The sequence below is a fragment of the Kitasatospora sp. NPDC048296 genome (assembly GCF_043201815.1).
GTDB lineage: Bacteria > Actinomycetota > Actinomycetes > Streptomycetales > Streptomycetaceae > Kitasatospora.
Map to the genome: position 1 here is coordinate 1 of NZ_JBICZB010000013.1, position 16,253 is coordinate 16,253.

The window sequence follows — 16,253 nt, forward strand, 5'->3', positions numbered from 1 at the left end:
GACACCGGATCAGGCGTCGGACGGCACCGCCCCACCACGACCAGAGCGATCGCGGTGGGCATCGGACCGCCCAGGCCCGAACCGGCGACCGGGAGCGCGAGGGAACCCGCCCTCCCCTACCCGGACCGCGCACACGATGCGCGCCGCCGACCGTGGGAGCGAACGCGGGAGACCAGGACACCCAAGACCGTTCGGGGCGTCCGGCCGTGCAACTCATGCACAGTCAGTAGGAACGGTTGTCCTCCTCCACGGCGAGTTCGGCCCACCGCAGGCCGCGCGCCCTGATCCGCTGTTCGGCAGCGCGGATCAGCAGCGTTCCCAGGCCCAGCGATTGCAGTGCCGGGTGCACGGCGAGCTGCCACAGGTACCCGGCTCCCTCGATGGCCTGGTAGTCGATGCCGCCGATCGCCACCGGCAGATCGGCGGGCGTGCACACGGCCAGGTAGTCCACCTCACCCGCTGCCGCCCGCTCCAACTCCCGCTCGACGGACAGAAGATGCAGCGCCGAGCCGGACCAGGTGCACGCCGGAAGATCCCCGGGCCGCAGGTCCCGCACGCTCGCGGGGAGGACGAGGGGGCCAGCCACCGTTTCGCTCGGAGCCGGGCGCATCAAGGCCAGGTCGTCGCCCCAGGCGTCCAGCGTCTCCGCGTGGCCGGCCGCCCACGCCCTGGCTTCGACCCGGGCGAACAGCCGCCGCTGCTCGCCCGCGTCCCCCGTCGCCTGGATCCGGTCGATCGCCTCCAACAACGCGCCGGTGTCCCAGCCCGACAACGGATACCGCTCCAACTCCCAAGCCAGGTACTTGTTGTACGGGCGGGGCCTGCGGTCGAGCGCGAAGAGCAGTTCGAGCAGGTGTCCCAGGCTCTCCGCCGCGTCGAGACGGGAGGCCAACCCGTGCCCGTCGCGGGCGTTCTTCACCGAGCGGTACAGCCAGTTGGCGTAAGCGTCCAGCCAGTCGGCGGCGGCGCGGCGCGCCTCATCGGGGTCGAGCCGGCCCTTCGCCGCGAGGATCTCCGCGATCTCTCCGTCGGTCCGATCGAGGAGGACGCGGGCCCGGGAGAGGGCGTACCGCTCCAGGCCGCCGCACCCGCGCAGCCCGTTCACCGTGGTCACCACCACGTCCAACTCCGCACTGCGGTAGCCGTCCAGGGCAGCCAGGTCGGTGGTCGCGCCGTCGGCGAGGACGAGGTGGACGTCGTGGTCGGAGTGGTCGGTGACCATGCCCTCATGGGTCTGCGATCCCTTGAGGACGAGCCCGAGGACATCGGGGTCCGCAGTGGCCCTTTCGAGGAAGGCCTCGTACGTGAGTGGGTGCGGAGGCATGGCGGGCAGCCTACAACCCCGTCTCCAGAGGGGCGCGTTGATTAATCCGCAGGGCGGTGGCCGACTGTTCCCAGCCGCGCCAGCAAGCATACGTACGAGCGGTCGACCTTCTGCGGGTGCGGTTGTTCGAGCCGAGTCGTGACGGTGAAACCGGCCTGCTCCAGCAGTTCGACCAGGCGGTCGGCCGGGACCAGGTGCGAGGCGTACGAGACCGGGTGGCCGTACCCCGTCGCCGGGCGCAGCTGGGCGTCGCCGACGTGGCCACCGAGCAGCAGGTGGCCGCCGGGGGCGAGGACGCGGGCGAACTCGGCGAAGAGCTCCGGGAGTTGCTCGGGCGGCGTGTGGTGGATGGAGTACCAGGCGAGGATGCTGCCCAGGCTTGCGGAATCAAGGTCGAGGGCGGCCATCGAGCCTTGCAGGAAACACAGTTGGGGGTAGGCCCGGCGGGCGAGGGCAACCATCTCGCCCGACACGTCGACGCCGAAGGCCGACAGGCCGAGACCGTCCAGGTACGCCGTCACCCGCCCCGGCCCGCAGCCGAGGTCGGCGACCTCGCCGCCGCCCGACTCCCGGACCAGCTCCGCGAAGGCGGCGAGCATCGCCCGGGACACCGGGTCCATGCCCTCCGGCGGGACGACGAGGCGGACGTAGTCGGCGGCGACGGTGTCGTACGACTCGCGGACGGCGGCGAGGTGGGCGGGTTCGGCGGTCACCGCGTCACCCTAGCGGTCGGCCGCGGCCGGCTTCGCGGCCTTGGCGGCGCGCTCGGCGAACACCTTCTCGCGGCGGTCGGCGGTCTGCTTCATCATCCGCTTGCGGTCGCGCGCGGAGAGCCGGTCGATGTAGAGGCCGCCGTTGAGGTGGTCGGTCTCGTGCTGGAGGCAGCGGGCGAAGTAGCCGGTGCCCTCGATCGTCACGGGCTCGCCGTACTGGTCGACGCCGCGCACCACCGCGTGGGCGGGGCGGGCGAGCTGGGTGTTGGCGCCGGGGACGGACAGGCAGCCCTCGACGTCCTCGACCAGGCGGCGGCCGGGCTCCTGCTCCTCGACCACCGGGTTGAGCACGTGCCCGACGTGCCGGACGCCGTCCTCGTCGGTGCAGTCGTAGACGAACAGGCGCAGGTCCACGTCCACCTGGTTGGCGGCGAGGCCGCAGCCGTCGGCGACGTACATGGTGGTGAACATGGACTCGATGAGCCGGGCCAGGCGCTCGCTGCCGAAGTCCTCCTCGGTCGCCGTGCGGCAGGTGCGACGGAGGATCTCCTCCCCCACCTCGGTGATCCGCAGGACGGTCGGACGTTCGCCCAGCTCGGACACTGACGCTCCCTCGATCTCGATGGACTTGCTGTCGACTTTGCAAAGTAGCAGACTTTGCAAAGTGACCGAAGACCTCGTCAGAAACGGCGCCCTCCCCGAACACGCCGTCCGCACCGCCCTGCTGGACCTGCTCGCCGAACGCGGCACCCTCACCTCCACCGAGGCCGCCGCCCGGCTCGGGTACAGCTCGGGCCTGTGCTCGTTCCACCTGCGGCAGCTGGCCCGGTACGGGCTGATCGAGGAGGCGCCGGCCGTCGACGGACGGGCCCGGCCGTGGCGACTGCCGCAGGACCGACCGGCGCCCGACGAAGCCGGGTTCGGCGAACTGGCCCGAGGCCTGGAGGACGAGAGCTACCAGCGCTGGCTCGCTCGGCGCGCCGAGGCCCCGGCCGAATGGCAGCAGGACGAGGCGTTCAGCGCCGTCGTCCACCTCACCCCCGAGGAACTGACCGCCGTCGGCGACGCCGTACGGCAACTGCTCGCCCGCTACCGCAACCGGGACACCGACCCGGGCGCGCGGCCCGTCGGCGCTCGTCCGGTCGCCGCCGTAGCCCGGCTCTTCCCGCTGCTCGACCAGTGATCAGGCCACCCGGGACCGAGCCCTGGTCACCGCCCGCAACACCGGCCCGACCACCAGGCCCACCGCCGCCCCCAGCACGACGCCCTGCACCCCGTCCCAGACGTCCTGCACATCGCACGCCCGCCCGATCACCGGCACCGCGTACTGCAGCGCCGACACCGCGAACGGCAGCACGGCGGCGCCCAGCAGCGCCACCGCCGCCCGCCGCCTGGTCCCGGCCAGGGCGGCGGCGAAGCCCACCGGGGCGTAGGTCGCCAGCTTGAGCTCGATGTGCCGCACGTGCAGCAGTTCGTACGGCGAGCGCGGCCGCCCGCCCCGCACCGTGCAGTGCCGCACGGCGTCCTCCGACAGCCGGAACGCCTCCGGCAACAGGGTCGCCACGACCACCCCGCCGAGTCCGAGCAGCAGCAGGAAGCCCACCACCCAGTGGGCCCGCAGCAGCCGCCCCACCGGCCGGTTCAGCAGAGCCGCCGGCACGAGGGAGAGCAGCAGCCCGGGCCAGAACATCGGCATCCCGCCGAGCACCGCACTGATCACGCCACAACGGACGCCCCGAACGCCGGATCGGTTCTGATCGGTCGCCCGTCGGATCTCACTGCACGATCAGGTACCGCTGCTCCCCCGCCCCGCTCACGCAGGAGCCGTTGCTCATCGGCCCTCCGGAGCAGTCGCCCGGGCCCGAGGTGTAGACGACCCAGAGGTAGGTGCCGGGAGTCTGCGGCGTGTAGCTCACGCTCTGCGCGCTCTGCCACGCCAGGTGGTCCCAGTCCCGCGCGCCGGGCACCAGGACGCTCACCGCGGATTGGGTGCCGGAGGTCGCCCAGCTGAGGTTGACCGGCTGGCCCGCCTTGACCACCGCCTGGTCGTCCGGGAACACCGGGATCGGGGGCCCGGGCGCGGCCTTGACCGGGTTCACGGTGCTGCTCGCGTCCGCCTGCACGTTCAGGTAGCGGGTGGCGCTCCAACCGCTGCCGACGCTGCCGGTGGAGGTGTTGGAGCTGACCACGGCCCACTGGTAAACGCCCGCCTGGGTGGGCTTGAAGGTGCAGTTGGCGGAGGTGAGCCAACCGGAGGCCTTCCAGTCGGCGTCGCCGATCTTGGTGAAGACCCGGGTCACCGAGCCGGTCTTGTCCCAGCTGAGCTCCAGCGAACGGCCCAGCGTCAGCGAGTCCTTGTCGGCCGGGGCGACCAGGCCGGGCGGGTGCGCGGTGCCGCTGGGGACAGTCAGCGGCGGGCCCTGGCTCGGCTTGGCGGCGCCGGGGGTGCCACCGACGTCGGCGAAGGTCGTCCCGCCGGTCACGCAGTCCGGCGGGCTGCCGTCGTCCTTGGCGACCACGAATCCGCTGTCCAGGCCGGACTTCCCCCGGTCGCGCAACAGGTACACCGGCACCAGCACCGCCGCCGCGACCAGTGCCAGCAGGCTCGGCAGCAGCACCCACAGCCGCCGCCGCACCCGACGGCGCCGGGCCGCCTCGGCGGCCTCGGTCGGCGCCCAGGCGGCGAGCCCGTACGCGTCCCCGGCCAGCACGGTCGGCACCCGGGTGGGAAGCGCGGCGGGAGGAGACGGTACGGGAACGGGCGGCCCGAAGACGCCCGTCACGGGGGCCACCAGCGGCGCCTCCGGCACCGACGGCTTCACCCGCAGCCCCTCCGGCAGCCACGAGCCGGTCGGCCCGTCGTACGCGGGCGGCCCGAGCCGCTCCACCAGCTGGGCGGGCGTGGGCCGGTCCTGCGGGCGGCGGGCCAGGCAGGCGGCGACGATCGGGCGCAGTGCCTCGGGCACGCTGCTGAGGTCCGGCTCGGTGTGCATGATCCGGTAGAGCAGCACCTGCGGGTTGCCGCCGCCCCCGTACGGGTCGCTCCCGGCGGCGTGGCAGAGCACCCGGCCCAGGCTGAACAGGTCGCAGGCCGGGGTGATCTGCTCGCCCGCGATCTGCTCGGGGGCCATGTAGCCGGGGGTGCCGATGACGGTCTGGGTGCGGGTGATCGAGGCGCCGTCCAGGGCGCGGGCGATGCCGAAGTCGATGACCCGCGGCCCGTCGTCGCTGAGCAGCACGTTGGAGGGCTTGAGGTCGCGGTGGACCAGCCCGACCGCGTGGATGGCCTCCAGCGCCTCGGCCAGCCCGGCGCCGAGCACCCGTAACACCGGCTCGGGCAGCGGGCCGTGGGTGGCGACGGCGGCCTCCAGGGACGGGCCGGGGATGTAGGCGGTGACCAGCCAGGGCGGGTCGCCGTCCGGGTCCGCGTCGACCACCTGGGCGGTGTGGAAACCGCCGACCCGGCGGGCGGCCTCCAGCTCCTGGGTGAACCGGAGCCGGAAGCGCGGGTCGGTGGCGAGGTCCCAGTGCACGCACTTGACCGCGACCAGGCGCCCGCCGGGCGAGCGCCCCAGGTACACGATCCCCATCCCGCCACTGCCGAGCCGGGCCAGCAGCCGGTAGCGGCCGCCGACCGTCGTCGGATCGGTGGGTCTCAACGGCTCCACGTCACACCCCCGGCGTGCCCGTTCCGCACTCTTTGCATCAACACTGCCTGATTCAACGTCAGTTGCCGCGTCGTGCAAGCAGAATCATGTCAGCAGCGGGCGTGCCGGAAAAGATCGCGACGGTAAAGCCTGACCCCGGGGCGGGAAGCGGCCTCAGTGCGGGATCGAGGCGATCAGCTCCTGCGCCCCCTGCCGCTTGAGCGCCAGGGCCACCGAGGTGCCGAGGTCCTCCGGGCTGAGCACGCCCGCCCACTCGTGGGCGTCCAGCACCCGCTTTCCGTCCGGGGTGAAGACCCGGCCGCGCAGCGAGAGCCGGCCGTCCGCCTCGGCCTTGGCGTAGCCGGAGATCGGGCTGTTGCAGTGGCCCTGCAGCACGTGCAGGAACATCCGCTCGGCCGCGGCCTCGCGCCAGGTGTCGTGGTGGCCGAGGCCGGTGACGGCCTCGATGGTCGCGGTGTCGTCCTCGCGGCACTGCAGGACGAGGATGCCGGCGCCGATCGGCGGGCACATCTCCTCGACGCCGAGGACCTCGGTGATCCGCTCCGGCTCGCCGATCCGCTCCAGGCCGGAGACGGCGAGCAGCAGCGCGTCCACGTCCCCCGCCGCCAGCTTGGCGAGCCGGCTGTTGGCGTTGCCGCGGATCGGGACGCACTCCAGGTGCGGGTGGGTGGCGGCGAGTTGGGCGATTCGGCGGACGGAGGAGGTGCCGATCCGGGTGCCGGGCGGGAGTTCGGCCAGGGTCAGGCCGCCGGGGTGGACCAGGGCGTCGCGGATGTCGTCGCGGCGCAGGTAGGCGGCGAAGACGGTGCCGGCGGGCAGCGGGCGGTCGGCGGGCACGTCCTTGAGGCAGTGCACGGCGACGTCGGCCTCCCCGGCGAGCAGCGCGGCGTCGACCTCCTTGGTGAACGCGCCCTTGCCGCCCAGGGCGGCGAGGTCACCGGTCCAGCGGTCGCCGGAGGTGGTGACCGGCACCACCTCGGTGCGCAGTCCCGGGTGCAGGGCGGCGAGTTCGGTACGGACCCGGTCGACCTGGGCGAGCGCCATGGGCGAGGAGCGGGAGACGATGCGGATCAGCTCAGCGGTGGCCATGGCGCGATGATAGGCGCTCGAACGCGGCGGAATGACGCGACGTCAGCCCTGAGCCGGGTACCGGCCGATCGCAGCCGGCCGCTGGACGTCCCGCATCGTCGACCCCGCCCCGTCGAGCGCCGCACCGGCCACCACCAGCAGACTCGCCCCGCCGAACCCGTACCGGTCGGCCGCACCGACCGCGGCCAGCACGAGCGTGGGCAGCACCGCGACCAGGCCGGTGCCGAGCGCCTCGACGACGGCGAGTCGCCTGCTCAGGTACACCAGGTAGTCGGTGGTCGGGCGTCCGGACCGGATGCCGGGCCGGGCAGCAGCCGGCCGGTGTCTGCGGCGAGTCCGAGGACCAGGCCGCCGAGCAGGCCGAGGACGAGGGTGGTACGGGCTTCGAGGCGTCGCATTCCGGCGCGACTGCCGTCCAGGCTCTCGGGGCGCAGCGCGGCGAGCCGGGGGTGCAGCCGGGTGAGCGCCAGGACGAGCGGGCGGGCGAGGAACACCAGCAGGACACCGAACGGGAGCAGCGCCAGCCGGTACAGCCCGCCGCCGGTCACCAGGTCGACCAGGCTGCGCAGTTGGTCGCCCGGCAGGGTACGGTCCGCGACCCGGCGGAGGACCGCCGGGTCGACGCCAGGCATCGGCAGGCTCTGCCCGAGCCGGAACAGCACGACCCCGCCGAGCGTGACGACCGCCCGACGGCCCGGGCCCGAGCAGCTGACGGACACCCGCCTCACCCCGTCTCCCCTGACGTCAACGGGAGTTGGGACGCGACGGACGGCCGGGCGGTTCCCCGCCCGGCCGTCCCCCTCCTGCCGGGCGTCACTCGTTGTGCAGCACCTCCGCGATCGGCAGCCGGGCCGCCGAGCGGGCCGGGACGAGCGCGCCGAGGACGGCGATCGCGACGCCCGCCAGGGCGAGGGCGGTGAGCAGTGGGGCGCCCCAGACGTCGATCATCGAGTCCGTGAAGGCGATGATCCGGACGTGCTCGACGATCAGCCGGTGCACCAGGATCCCGAGCGGGATGCCGATGATCCCGCTGGCCACGCCCTGCCAGGCCACCGAGGTGATCGTCATCGCGACGACCTGCCGGGGCGTCATCCCGATCGACTTCAGCATGCCGAGGTCGCGGCGGCGCTCCCGGATGGTGAGCAGCAGGGTGTTGAAGACGCCGAGCGCGGCGACCACCGACAGCAGGATGGTGAAGGTCGTGCTGAAGGTCTGGATCGCGACGATCGACCCTTCCGTGCCCGGCGTGACCACCGAGGCCGCCAGGCTCGGGTCGGCGGCCGTGACGGCCTTCTGGTAGGCCGCGGCATCGGCGCCGGCGGCGAGCCGCACGTCGTACTCGACCACGTGCGGGTCGGGGGTGAGCAGCGCCGCGGTGGCGGCGTTGGAGGTGATCGCGTTGGCGTTGCCCTGGATCTCCTCGCCGACGAGGGTGACGGTGGTCTGCCGGCCGTCCAGGACCAGGGTGAGCCGGTCGCCGAGCTTGACCCCGTGCTGGTCGAGGAAGGCCGGCCCGGCCTCGATCTCGTTCAGCCCGGTCGCCGGGCGGCCCTCGACCACGTTGAGCCGCCGGTGGTCGACCATGGCGTCTCCGCCGTAGAAGTTGGCGAAGACGAGCTGCGGTTGGCCCACGATGCCGACCCGGACCAGCCCGCGGACGGAGACCTGGTCGGCGCCGGGGGTCGCGTGCAGCATCGCCGTGGTCTGCTCCGGGGTCAGCCGGGGCGCGACCTTGTTCTCCGAGAAGGCGCTGGTCTGCACGTCGATGTGGGTGTTGCGGTCGGGCGCGGCCATGGACTTGGCCAGGGTGCTGCTCACCCCGGTGGTCACGGTCACGGTGACCACGCCGAGCACGATCGCCGCCATGGTCAGCGCGGTGCGGGCCGGGCGGGCGAAGGGCTGGCCGAGGCCCAGGCTGACGGCGCGCGGCAGCCGGGTGCCGCTCAGCCAGCGCTGGACCTTGAGCCCGCGCCCGGTGCGCGGCGCGCTACCGGCCGAGATGGCCTGGGCGGCGGAGAGCCGGTGGGCGCGCGAGGCCGGGACGAACGCGGCAAGCGCGACCAGCAGCGGGACGCTGAGCAGGGTGGCGACGGGCAACCAGCCGGCCGGCTCGATCACGGCGGTGCCGGTCGAGATCCCGCTGAAGGCGGTCTGGAGGATCGGGTAGGAGGCCGCCCAGCCGGCCGCCGTACCGAGGACAGTGCCGACGACCGCGGGCACCGAGACCATGGTCAGGTAGACCGTGACCACCTGGCGCGGGGTGAAGCCGATCGACTTCAGGACGCCGATGTGCCGGTAGCCGGAGACCACCGCGCCGCTCACCACGTTGCCGACGATCAGCGCGGCGACCACCAGGCCGAGCACGCCGAAAACCGTCATCAGCGGCAGGTAGGCGTCGGCGCCCGCCGAGAAGGCCTGCTTGAGCACCAGGTAGGACTGCCCGCTGGCAACGGCGTCCTTGGGCAGGCCCTCGGTGGCGTTGGCAAACGAGGTGGTCAGCTGCTGCTCGGTGCCCGCGTCGGTGAAGCGATAGAGCATCTGCCGGGCGGTGGGGTGCAGGGCGGCCGCCTGCTCGGGGGTGACCCAGCCACCGGCAGACTGGCTCATGTCGGTCGCGAAGCCGACGATGGTGAGCTTCAGCCCTGTGCTGGTGGTGAGCTGATAGCCGAGGTTCCACGCCCCGCTGCCCCCGCCCGGGGTGTTGATGACCACCTCGCCGGGCGCGGTAGCCCAGCGGCCCGCCAGCACCTCCACCCGGTCCACCGGCGCCGCCGCCGGGTCGGGCCGGCCGACCAGGGTCAGCGGGCCCGGCGGGCGGCCGACCCAGTCGGCGGGGATGGTCACCACGGCCTGGTCGAAGGGCCCGGCCGCCGCCTCGACGCCCGGTCGGTGGGCGGTGGCGGCCAGTTGCTCCGCCGAGGCCTTGGCCGGGTCGAAGACGGCGCTGATGTGCGCGCCGTGCTCGGCCTCGAAGGCCGTGTCGAAGGGGGCCCGGGCGGCGCTGATCACCGCGAGGGCGAGCAGTACGGTCGCGGTGGAGCAGAACACCACCAGCCCGATCACGATGGTCTGCACCCGACGGCGCTTCACGGCCGCCCGGGAGGCACGCCAAACCGCACCGCTCATGACGAGGTCTCCAGCATCCGCTCGCGCGCCACCTTGCCGTCCGCGACCTCGACCAGCCGGCTGGCGCAGCGGGTGGCCAGGTTGGGGTCGTGGGTGACGATCAGCAGGGTCTGCCCGATCTGGTTGAGGTCGATCAGCAGGTCCATCACCTGCTCGCCCGAGCGGCTGTCCAGCGCGCCGGTCGGCTCGTCGGCGAGCAGCAGCGCCGGACGGTTCATCAGGGCGCGGGCCACCGCGACCCGCTGGCGCTCGCCGCCGCTGAGCGACGCCGGGTAGACGTCCTTGCGGTGCGCCACACCGAGTTCGTCCAGCAGCTCCAGTGCCCGGCGGCGGGCCTGCTTGGCCGTGGTGCCGGTCAGCTGGGCGGCCAGGGCGACGTTGTCGAGGGCCGGGAGGTCGTCGATCAGGTTGAAGAACTGGAAGATCATGCCGATGTGGCGGCGGCGGAAGAGGGCCAGCCCGTTCTCGTTCAGCTGCCCGAGGTCCTGCCCCTGCACCCGGACGGTGCCGGAGCTGGGCCGGTCCAGCCCGGCCACCATGTTCAGCAGGGTGGACTTGCCGCACCCCGAGGGGCCCATCACGGCGACCGCCTCGCCCGCCCTGATCCGCAGGTCGACGCCGTCGAGCGCCTTGGCGTCGCCGAACTCCTTGTGCACCCCGGACAACTCGACGACGACCTGCGCGTCGTCCGGCCGGATGGTCCCGTCGTGGTCGTTGCTCATGGTCGACGACGGTAGGCGCGGCGGCCCGGGCCGGACGTCCCACCCCAGGTGTAACCGCGGGCGGCCGTAGTACCGGGGATGTACGGGGCGGCACCCCCGGATGATGTCGATCAAGCACTGACCTGGGAAGCTGGCGTCGTGTGGGGAACGGGATTGGACTGGGCGGCGGTCGGGGTGGCGGCCGCGGCGTGCGCGGGCGCCGGCTGGCTGGGCGTCGCGCTGGTACGGGCGCGGCGGCTGTACCGGGAGGCCATCGGCGAGCGCGGCTGGCTGCTGGAGCGGGAGCGCGAGAGCGCCGCCGGCGCTGCCGTGGACGCCGAACGGGCGCGGATCGCATCCGAGTTGCACGACATCGTGAGCCACAACGTGAGCCTGATGGTGGTGCAGGCCGGGGCCGCACGCGAGGTGCTGGCCACCATGCCGGAGGAGGCGGCGGCCGCGATGGGCGCGGTCGAGGCGGCCGGGCGGGACACGATGACCGAGCTGCGGCACCTGCTGGGCCTGCTCGCCCCGGCTGCGGACGGCAGCGAGGAGCCGGAGCCGGAGGACTTCGCTCCGCAGCCGAGCCTGACCAGGCTGAGCCCGCTGATCGACCGGTTCGCCTTCGCCGGGCTGCCGGTGGAGGTCCGGATCTCCGGCGAGCCGAGGCCGCTGCCCGGCGGCATCGACGTGACGGCGTACCGGATCATCCAGGAGGCGCTGACCAACGCGCTCAAGCACGGGGACGGGGTGACGGCCGAGGTGACGGTGCGGTACGCGGACCACTACCTGCGGGTGGAGGTGCTGAACAGCGGGCCGAGCGTGCTCTCCGGCGCGCCCACCCCCGCACCGAAGCAGGCGGACGGCGCCGGGCGCGGGCTGATCGGCCTGCGCGAGCGGGTCGCGGTGTACGGCGGGGACCTGGACGCCCGGCGCCGGCTCGGCGGCGGCTACCGGGTGCGCGCCCGCATCCCGCTGGACCGGCCGTGACGGAGGCCCCCATGGAACACGGAGAGCCTGTGGAGAAGACCGAACAGCGCCGCCCCCGGGTGGTGATCGCCGACGACCAGGAACTGGTCCGCACCGGCTTCCGGATGATCCTCACCGCGCGCGGCATCGACGTGGTCGCCGAGGCCTCCGACGGCGCCGAGGCGGTGGCCGCCGCCGTGCTGCACCGGCCCGACGTGGCCCTGCTGGACATCCGGATGCCCGTCATGGACGGCCTGGAGGCCGCCCGCCGCATCCTGGCCCAGGCCCCCGACTGCCGGGTGATCATGCTGACCACCTTCGACCTCGACCAGTACGTCTACGCCGCACTGTCCGCCGGGGCCAGCGGCTTCCTGCTCAAGGACGTCACCTCGGCCCATCTCGCCGCCGCCGTACGGCTGGTGGACACCGGCGACGCCCTGCTCGCTCCCTCGATCACCCGCCGCCTGGTGGAGCGCTTCGCCGTCGGCGCCCCGCACCCCGCCGCCCGCGGCGCGGACTCGCCGCGGCTGCACCGCGACCTCGCGCCGCTCACCCCGCGCGAGGTGGAGGTGCTCGGCCTGCTCGGACGCGGCCTGTCCAACACCGAGTTGGCGACCGAACTGACCCTGAGCGAGTCGACGGTCAAGACGCATGTCGCCCGGATCTTCGCCAAGTTGAACCTGCGCGACCGGGCCCAGGCGGTGGTGCTCGCCTACGAGACCGGACTGGTCGCACCCGGCGACACAAACTGACCGTCAACTTCCGTATTCGCCAAAACAATTCGCATGACAATCATCCATCTCACTCGATAGGGGGAACAGTTCGGGGGATTCACATTTTTGCCAGTCCATGGGGGAACATCTCCGTGTCCAGGTCCGAACCATGACAAACCGTTCGGGCCGGCATCACCCCGGCATGACGAAGACAATTGGACAGGCCCGTGACCACCACCGCCCCCGTGTGGGACTGCCCCTTCCACCACACCGACGGTCTGGAGTTCGACCCCCTCCTCAAGCGGCTGCTCACCGAGGCCCCGATCGCGAAGATCCGCCTGCCGTACGGCGAGGGTGAGGCCTGGCTGGCCACCCGCTACGAGGACGTCAAGGTGGTCACCACCGACCGCCGGTTCAGCCGAGCCGCCGGCATCGGCCGCGACCTGCCCCGGATGACGCCCGCCGCGATCGCCCAGGCCGAGGCGATCAACCTGATGGACCCGCCCGCCCACAACCGGCTGCGCCGCCTGGTCGCCCAGGGCTTCACCAACCGCCAGGTCGAGCGGATGCGCCCGGCCACCCAGCGGATCGTCGACGGCTACTTCGACGAGATGGAGGAGCACGGCGCCCCGGCCGACCTGATGCACTTCCTCTCCAACCGGCTCCCGCTCACCACCATCTGCGAGGTACTGGAGATCCCGGAGCAGGACCGCGAGCAACTGCGCGCCCGGGCCGTCGCGATGATGCGGATGGGTCCGAGCAGCCGGGAGGGCCAGGAGGAGGCCAAGGCCGGCCTGCGCGCCTACTTCGCCGGGCTCACCGCCGCCCGCCGCGCCGACCCCGGCGAGGACCTGATCAGCGCACTCGCCACCGCCCGCGACGGCGAGGACCTACTGGACGCGGACGAGCTGGCCGTCATGGCGATGGTCCTGCTGGTCACCGGCCACGACACCAGCACCTACCAGCTCGGCAACATCACCTACACCCTGCTCACCCACCCCGAGCAGCTCGCCAAGCTGCGCGCCCAGCCGGACATGCTGCCGCAGGCCCTGGAGGAGCTGCTGCGCTTCATCCCGTTCCGCCAGGGCGTGGGCATCGCCCGGGTCGCCGTCGAGGACGTCGAGTTGGGCGGGGTGCTGATCCGGGCCGGCGAGGCCGTGCACGTCTCCTACCTCACCGCCAACCGGGACCCTTCGGTGTACGAGCGTCCCGACGAACTGGACTTCGACCGCCACGCCGGCCCCGTCAACATGGCCTTCGGCCACGGCCAGCACCGCTGCCTCGGCTCGCACCTGGCCCTGATGGAGCTCCAGGTCGCCATCGGTACCCTGCTGCGGCGCTTCCCCCGGCTGCGCCTGGCCGTCGACCCGTCCGAACTCGACTGGAACTCCGGCTCGATCTGGCGCTTCCCGCAGACGCTGCCCGTCGCCTGGTGACCCCCGACCGCCCGGTGACCCCGACCGCCCGGTGACCGCCGCGCGTCGCCCGCACCCGTTCCACGCTCATCCACCGGCCACCCCAGGCCGCCCACCGGCCTGCCACGGGCCCCCAGGGAAGACCCGAGACCATGGCAACACTCTGCCGCCCCGCCATCGCCGTACCCGAACACGTCATCACCCTCGACGAGACCCTCGACCTGGCCCGCACCCTGCACGCCGACCACCCCCAACTCGGCCTGGCCCTGAGGCTGATCGAGAACACCGGGGTGCGCACCCGGCACCTGGTCCAGCCGATCGAGCAGACCCTCGCCCACCCGGGCTTCACCGTCCGCAACCGGGTGTACGAGCGGGAGGCCAAGTCCCGCGTCCCCGAGGTGGTCGAACGCGCCCTGCGCCACGCCGAGTTGGGCGCCCAGGACATCGACCTGATCATCTACGTGTCCTGCACCGGCTTCATGATGCCGTCGATGACCGCCTGGCTGATCAACACCATGGGGTTCCGCTCCGACACCCGCCAGGTGCCGATCGCCCAGCTCGGCTGCGCGGCCGGCGGCGCCGCCGTCAACCGGGCGCACGACTTCTGCCGCGCCTACCCGGGCGCCAACGTGCTGATCGTCGCCTGCGAGTTCTGCTCGCTCTGCTACCAGCCGACCGACCTCGGCGTCGGTTCGCTGCTCTCCAACGGCCTGTTCGGTGACGCGATCGCCGCCGTGGTGATGCGCGGGCAGGGCGGCAACGGGGTGCACATCGAGCGCAACGGCTCACACCTCGTCCCGGACACCGAGAACTGGATCTCGTACGGAGTCAAGGACACCGGCTTCCACTTCCAGCTGGACAGGCGGGTGCCCGGCACCATGGAGATGCTCGCCCCCGCCCTGCGCGGCCTGGCCGGACAGCACGGCTGGGACGTCTCCGGGCTGGGCTTCTACATCGTGCACGCGGGCGGCCCGCGCATCCTGGACGACCTCTGCCACTTCCTCAACCTGGAGCCCGCGACGTTCCGTTACAGCCGGGCCACGCTCACCGAGCGCGGCAACATCGCCAGCGCCGTCGTCTTCGACGCCCTCGCCCGGCTGTTCGCCGACGGCGGCGTGCCCGAGGGCACCCCGGGGCTGATCGCCGGCTTCGGACCGGGCATCACCGCCGAGATCTCGCTGGGCAGTTGGGTCGGCGACCAGGCCGATCCGGTGCACCGCCGGCCGCGCGCCGTTTCCACCTCCGACATCTCCCTCGTCCACCAGAGCGTCCCCCGCCGTTTCCCGACCGGCACTACGATCACTCAATGACCGACACCACGGGCCGCACCGACACCGCCGCCAGAGCCGCCGAACTCGCCGCCCTGTTCCCCGCGCTGCACGCGCCGCAGTACTGGGCCTGGGGCCGCTACGACGCGCAGTTCTCCACCGTGCTGCCGCCGGACGGTCTGGTCACCAACATCCACCTGGTCGGCTTCGCGGACGGCGGCGTGGTGCTGTGCCGGGACGACCGGGACCACTGGTTCCTGCCCGGCGGCACCCGGGAGCAGGACGAGTCCGTCGACGCCTGCCTGGCGCGCGAGCTGCGTGAGGAGGCCGGCGCCCGGCTGCTCGGCGAGCCGGCCTGGCTGGGCGCGCACCGATGCCGCACCGACGACCCGGTGCCGTACCGGCCGTGGCAGCCGCACCCGGAGAAGGCCTGGCTGTGGGGCTGGGCCGACGTCGCGCTGGACTCCACGCCGACCAATCCGGCGGACGGCGAGCAGGTGGTCGAGGTCCGGGCCGTCCCGGCCGCCGAGGCGCAGCGGCTGCTGCTCACCGGGCACGACACGTGGTGGGGCGAGCTGATCGGGCTCGCGGTGGAGCTGCGCGAGCGGGCCGCGCGGGGCTGAGGTAGTCCCGGCGGACCCGAAGGCCACCGGAACGGCCGAACATCGGAGAGCACTGTCCGCTTCGCGGTGATAACACGTGATTATGGACACCAAGCTGCTGGCTCTGGACTACCCGGTGCTCAACATCTTCTGGACGATGCTGGAGCTTTTCCTCTGGGTGCTCTGGTTCTTCCTGCTGTTCAAGATCATCACGGACATCTTCCGCAGCCACGACCTGGGCGGTTGGGGCAAGGCGGGCTGGCTGCTCGTGGTGATCATCCTGCCGTTGATCGGCGTCCTGGCCTACCTCATCGCGCGCGGCGCGGGCATGGGGAAGCGGGACGTCGAGCAGGCCCAGCAGGCCGAGGCCGCGTTCAAGGCCTACGTCCGGGACGCGGCGGCCGGGACACCACCGGCGGGCGGCGCCCCCGGCGGCCGCAGCCATGTCGATGACCTGGCAAGGCTGGCGGACCTGAAGGACCGGGGCGCCATCTCCGACGAGGAGTACCAGAAGGCCAAGGACAGACTCCTGGTATGACCGGACCGGACGGCCAGGGCCGGGGGGGGGGGGGGGGCGCCCCCCCCCCCCCCCCCCGGGCCCGCGCGGGGGGGGGCGGCGCGGGCGCGCCCCGCCCCCCCCCCCCGCGCCGGCCCGGCCGCCCCCC

Annotated in this window: 16 protein-coding genes and 2 pseudogenes; 7 read left to right on the forward strand and 11 right to left on the reverse strand. The window is 73.0% G+C overall.

What is annotated here, in order from left to right; genetic code table 11:
- Positions 1–235: 235 nt before the first annotated feature.
- The 4 genes and pseudogenes from ACGF12_RS10595 to def form a co-directional block, all read right to left on the reverse strand.
- Positions 236–610: pseudogene (locus ACGF12_RS10595) on the reverse strand (GNAT family N-acetyltransferase); the annotation flags it as partial.
- Positions 602–1,324, reverse strand: a pseudogene (locus ACGF12_RS10600) (hypothetical protein); the annotation flags it as partial. The pseudogenes ACGF12_RS10595 and ACGF12_RS10600, both read right to left, overlap by 9 nt.
- 41 nt (positions 1,325–1,365) lie before the next feature.
- Positions 1,366–2,037: a class I SAM-dependent methyltransferase gene (locus tag ACGF12_RS10605; RefSeq protein WP_393027917.1), complete on the reverse strand. Its 672-nt coding sequence runs from the start codon at positions 2,035–2,037 to the stop codon at positions 1,366–1,368.
- A 9-nt stretch (positions 2,038–2,046) separates the two neighbouring features.
- A complete protein-coding gene (def, locus tag ACGF12_RS10610) occupies positions 2,047–2,640 on the reverse strand; it encodes a peptide deformylase (protein WP_393027918.1) in 594 nt (197 codons plus the stop codon).
- Positions 2,641–2,701: 61 nt separating this feature from the next.
- Between def and ACGF12_RS10615 the strand changes: the two genes are divergently transcribed.
- Positions 2,702–3,220: an ArsR/SmtB family transcription factor gene (locus tag ACGF12_RS10615; protein ID WP_393027919.1), complete on the forward strand. Its 519-nt coding sequence runs from the start codon at positions 2,702–2,704 to the stop codon at positions 3,218–3,220.
- On the opposite strand, the gene ACGF12_RS10620 is transcribed toward ACGF12_RS10615, so the two are convergent.
- The 7 genes from ACGF12_RS10620 to ACGF12_RS10650 form a co-directional block, all read right to left on the reverse strand.
- Positions 3,221–3,757, reverse strand: a complete 537-nt coding sequence (locus ACGF12_RS10620) for a hypothetical protein (protein WP_393027920.1) — start codon at positions 3,755–3,757, stop codon at positions 3,221–3,223.
- A gap of 55 nt (positions 3,758–3,812) precedes the next feature.
- Complete coding sequence (locus tag ACGF12_RS10625) at positions 3,813–5,705, reverse strand: serine/threonine-protein kinase (protein WP_393027921.1); 1,893 nt, start codon at positions 5,703–5,705, stop codon at positions 3,813–3,815.
- A 153-nt stretch (positions 5,706–5,858) separates the two neighbouring features.
- On the reverse strand, positions 5,859–6,794 hold the full coding sequence (gene hemC / locus ACGF12_RS10630; protein ID WP_393027922.1) for a hydroxymethylbilane synthase: 936 nt from the start codon (positions 6,792–6,794) through the stop codon (positions 5,859–5,861).
- A 42-nt stretch (positions 6,795–6,836) separates the two neighbouring features.
- Entirely contained in the window at positions 6,837–7,058 is a 222-nt protein-coding gene (locus ACGF12_RS10635) for a hypothetical protein (protein WP_393027923.1), read from the reverse strand.
- A complete protein-coding gene (locus ACGF12_RS10640) occupies positions 7,049–7,522 on the reverse strand; it encodes a hypothetical protein (protein ID WP_393027924.1) in 474 nt (157 codons plus the stop codon). Before ACGF12_RS10640 ends, ACGF12_RS10635 begins: the two co-directional genes overlap by 10 nt.
- Positions 7,523–7,607: 85 nt before the next feature.
- The gene (locus ACGF12_RS10645; RefSeq protein WP_393027925.1) at positions 7,608–9,920 is read right to left on the reverse strand and encodes an ABC transporter permease; all 2,313 of its coding nucleotides are present in this window, start codon (positions 9,918–9,920) and stop codon (positions 7,608–7,610) included.
- Positions 9,917–10,642, reverse strand: coding sequence for an ABC transporter ATP-binding protein (locus ACGF12_RS10650; protein WP_393027926.1), 726 nt, complete (start codon positions 10,640–10,642; stop codon positions 9,917–9,919). Before ACGF12_RS10650 ends, ACGF12_RS10645 begins: the two co-directional genes overlap by 4 nt.
- A gap of 138 nt (positions 10,643–10,780) precedes the next feature.
- Between ACGF12_RS10650 and ACGF12_RS10655 the strand changes: the two genes are divergently transcribed.
- The 6 genes from ACGF12_RS10655 (at position 10,781) to ACGF12_RS10680 (ending at position 16,126) form a co-directional block, all read left to right on the forward strand.
- The gene (locus ACGF12_RS10655) at positions 10,781–11,611 is read left to right on the forward strand and encodes a sensor histidine kinase (protein ID WP_393027927.1); all 831 of its coding nucleotides are present in this window, start codon (positions 10,781–10,783) and stop codon (positions 11,609–11,611) included.
- A gap of 11 nt (positions 11,612–11,622) precedes the next feature.
- Positions 11,623–12,342 carry a response regulator gene (locus tag ACGF12_RS10660; RefSeq protein ID WP_393027928.1) on the forward strand — a complete coding sequence of 240 codons (720 nt, stop codon included), beginning with the start codon at positions 11,623–11,625 and terminating at the stop codon, positions 12,340–12,342.
- Between the two features lie 188 nt (positions 12,343–12,530).
- A complete protein-coding gene (locus ACGF12_RS10665; RefSeq protein WP_393027929.1) occupies positions 12,531–13,739 on the forward strand; it encodes a cytochrome P450 in 1,209 nt (402 codons plus the stop codon).
- 131 nt (positions 13,740–13,870) lie between these two features.
- Positions 13,871–15,028, forward strand: coding sequence for a type III polyketide synthase (locus ACGF12_RS10670; RefSeq protein ID WP_393027930.1), 1,158 nt, complete (start codon positions 13,871–13,873; stop codon positions 15,026–15,028).
- A complete protein-coding gene (locus tag ACGF12_RS10675; RefSeq protein WP_393027931.1) occupies positions 15,025–15,609 on the forward strand; it encodes an NUDIX domain-containing protein in 585 nt (194 codons plus the stop codon). Before ACGF12_RS10670 ends, ACGF12_RS10675 begins: the two co-directional genes overlap by 4 nt.
- 82 nt (positions 15,610–15,691) lie before the next feature.
- Positions 15,692–16,126 carry an SHOCT domain-containing protein gene (locus tag ACGF12_RS10680; protein ID WP_393027932.1) on the forward strand — a complete coding sequence of 145 codons (435 nt, stop codon included), beginning with the start codon at positions 15,692–15,694 and terminating at the stop codon, positions 16,124–16,126.
- Positions 16,127–16,253: the final 127 nt, after the last annotated feature.

Coding starts and splice junctions, on each gene's coding strand:
- ACGF12_RS10675 (WP_393027931.1), top strand. CDS start 15,025: ATGACCGACACCACGGGCCGCACCGACACCGCCGCCAGAGCCGCCGAA.
- ACGF12_RS10645 (WP_393027925.1), bottom strand. CDS start 9,920: ATGAGCGGTGCGGTTTGGCGTGCCTCCCGGGCGGCCGTGAAGCGCCGT.
- hemC (WP_393027922.1), bottom strand. CDS start 6,794: ATGGCCACCGCTGAGCTGATCCGCATCGTCTCCCGCTCCTCGCCCATG.
- ACGF12_RS10680 (WP_393027932.1), top strand. CDS start 15,692: ATGGACACCAAGCTGCTGGCTCTGGACTACCCGGTGCTCAACATCTTC.
- ACGF12_RS10670 (WP_393027930.1), top strand. CDS start 13,871: ATGGCAACACTCTGCCGCCCCGCCATCGCCGTACCCGAACACGTCATC.
- ACGF12_RS10650 (WP_393027926.1), bottom strand. CDS start 10,642: ATGAGCAACGACCACGACGGGACCATCCGGCCGGACGACGCGCAGGTC.
- ACGF12_RS10660 (WP_393027928.1), top strand. CDS start 11,623: ATGGAACACGGAGAGCCTGTGGAGAAGACCGAACAGCGCCGCCCCCGG.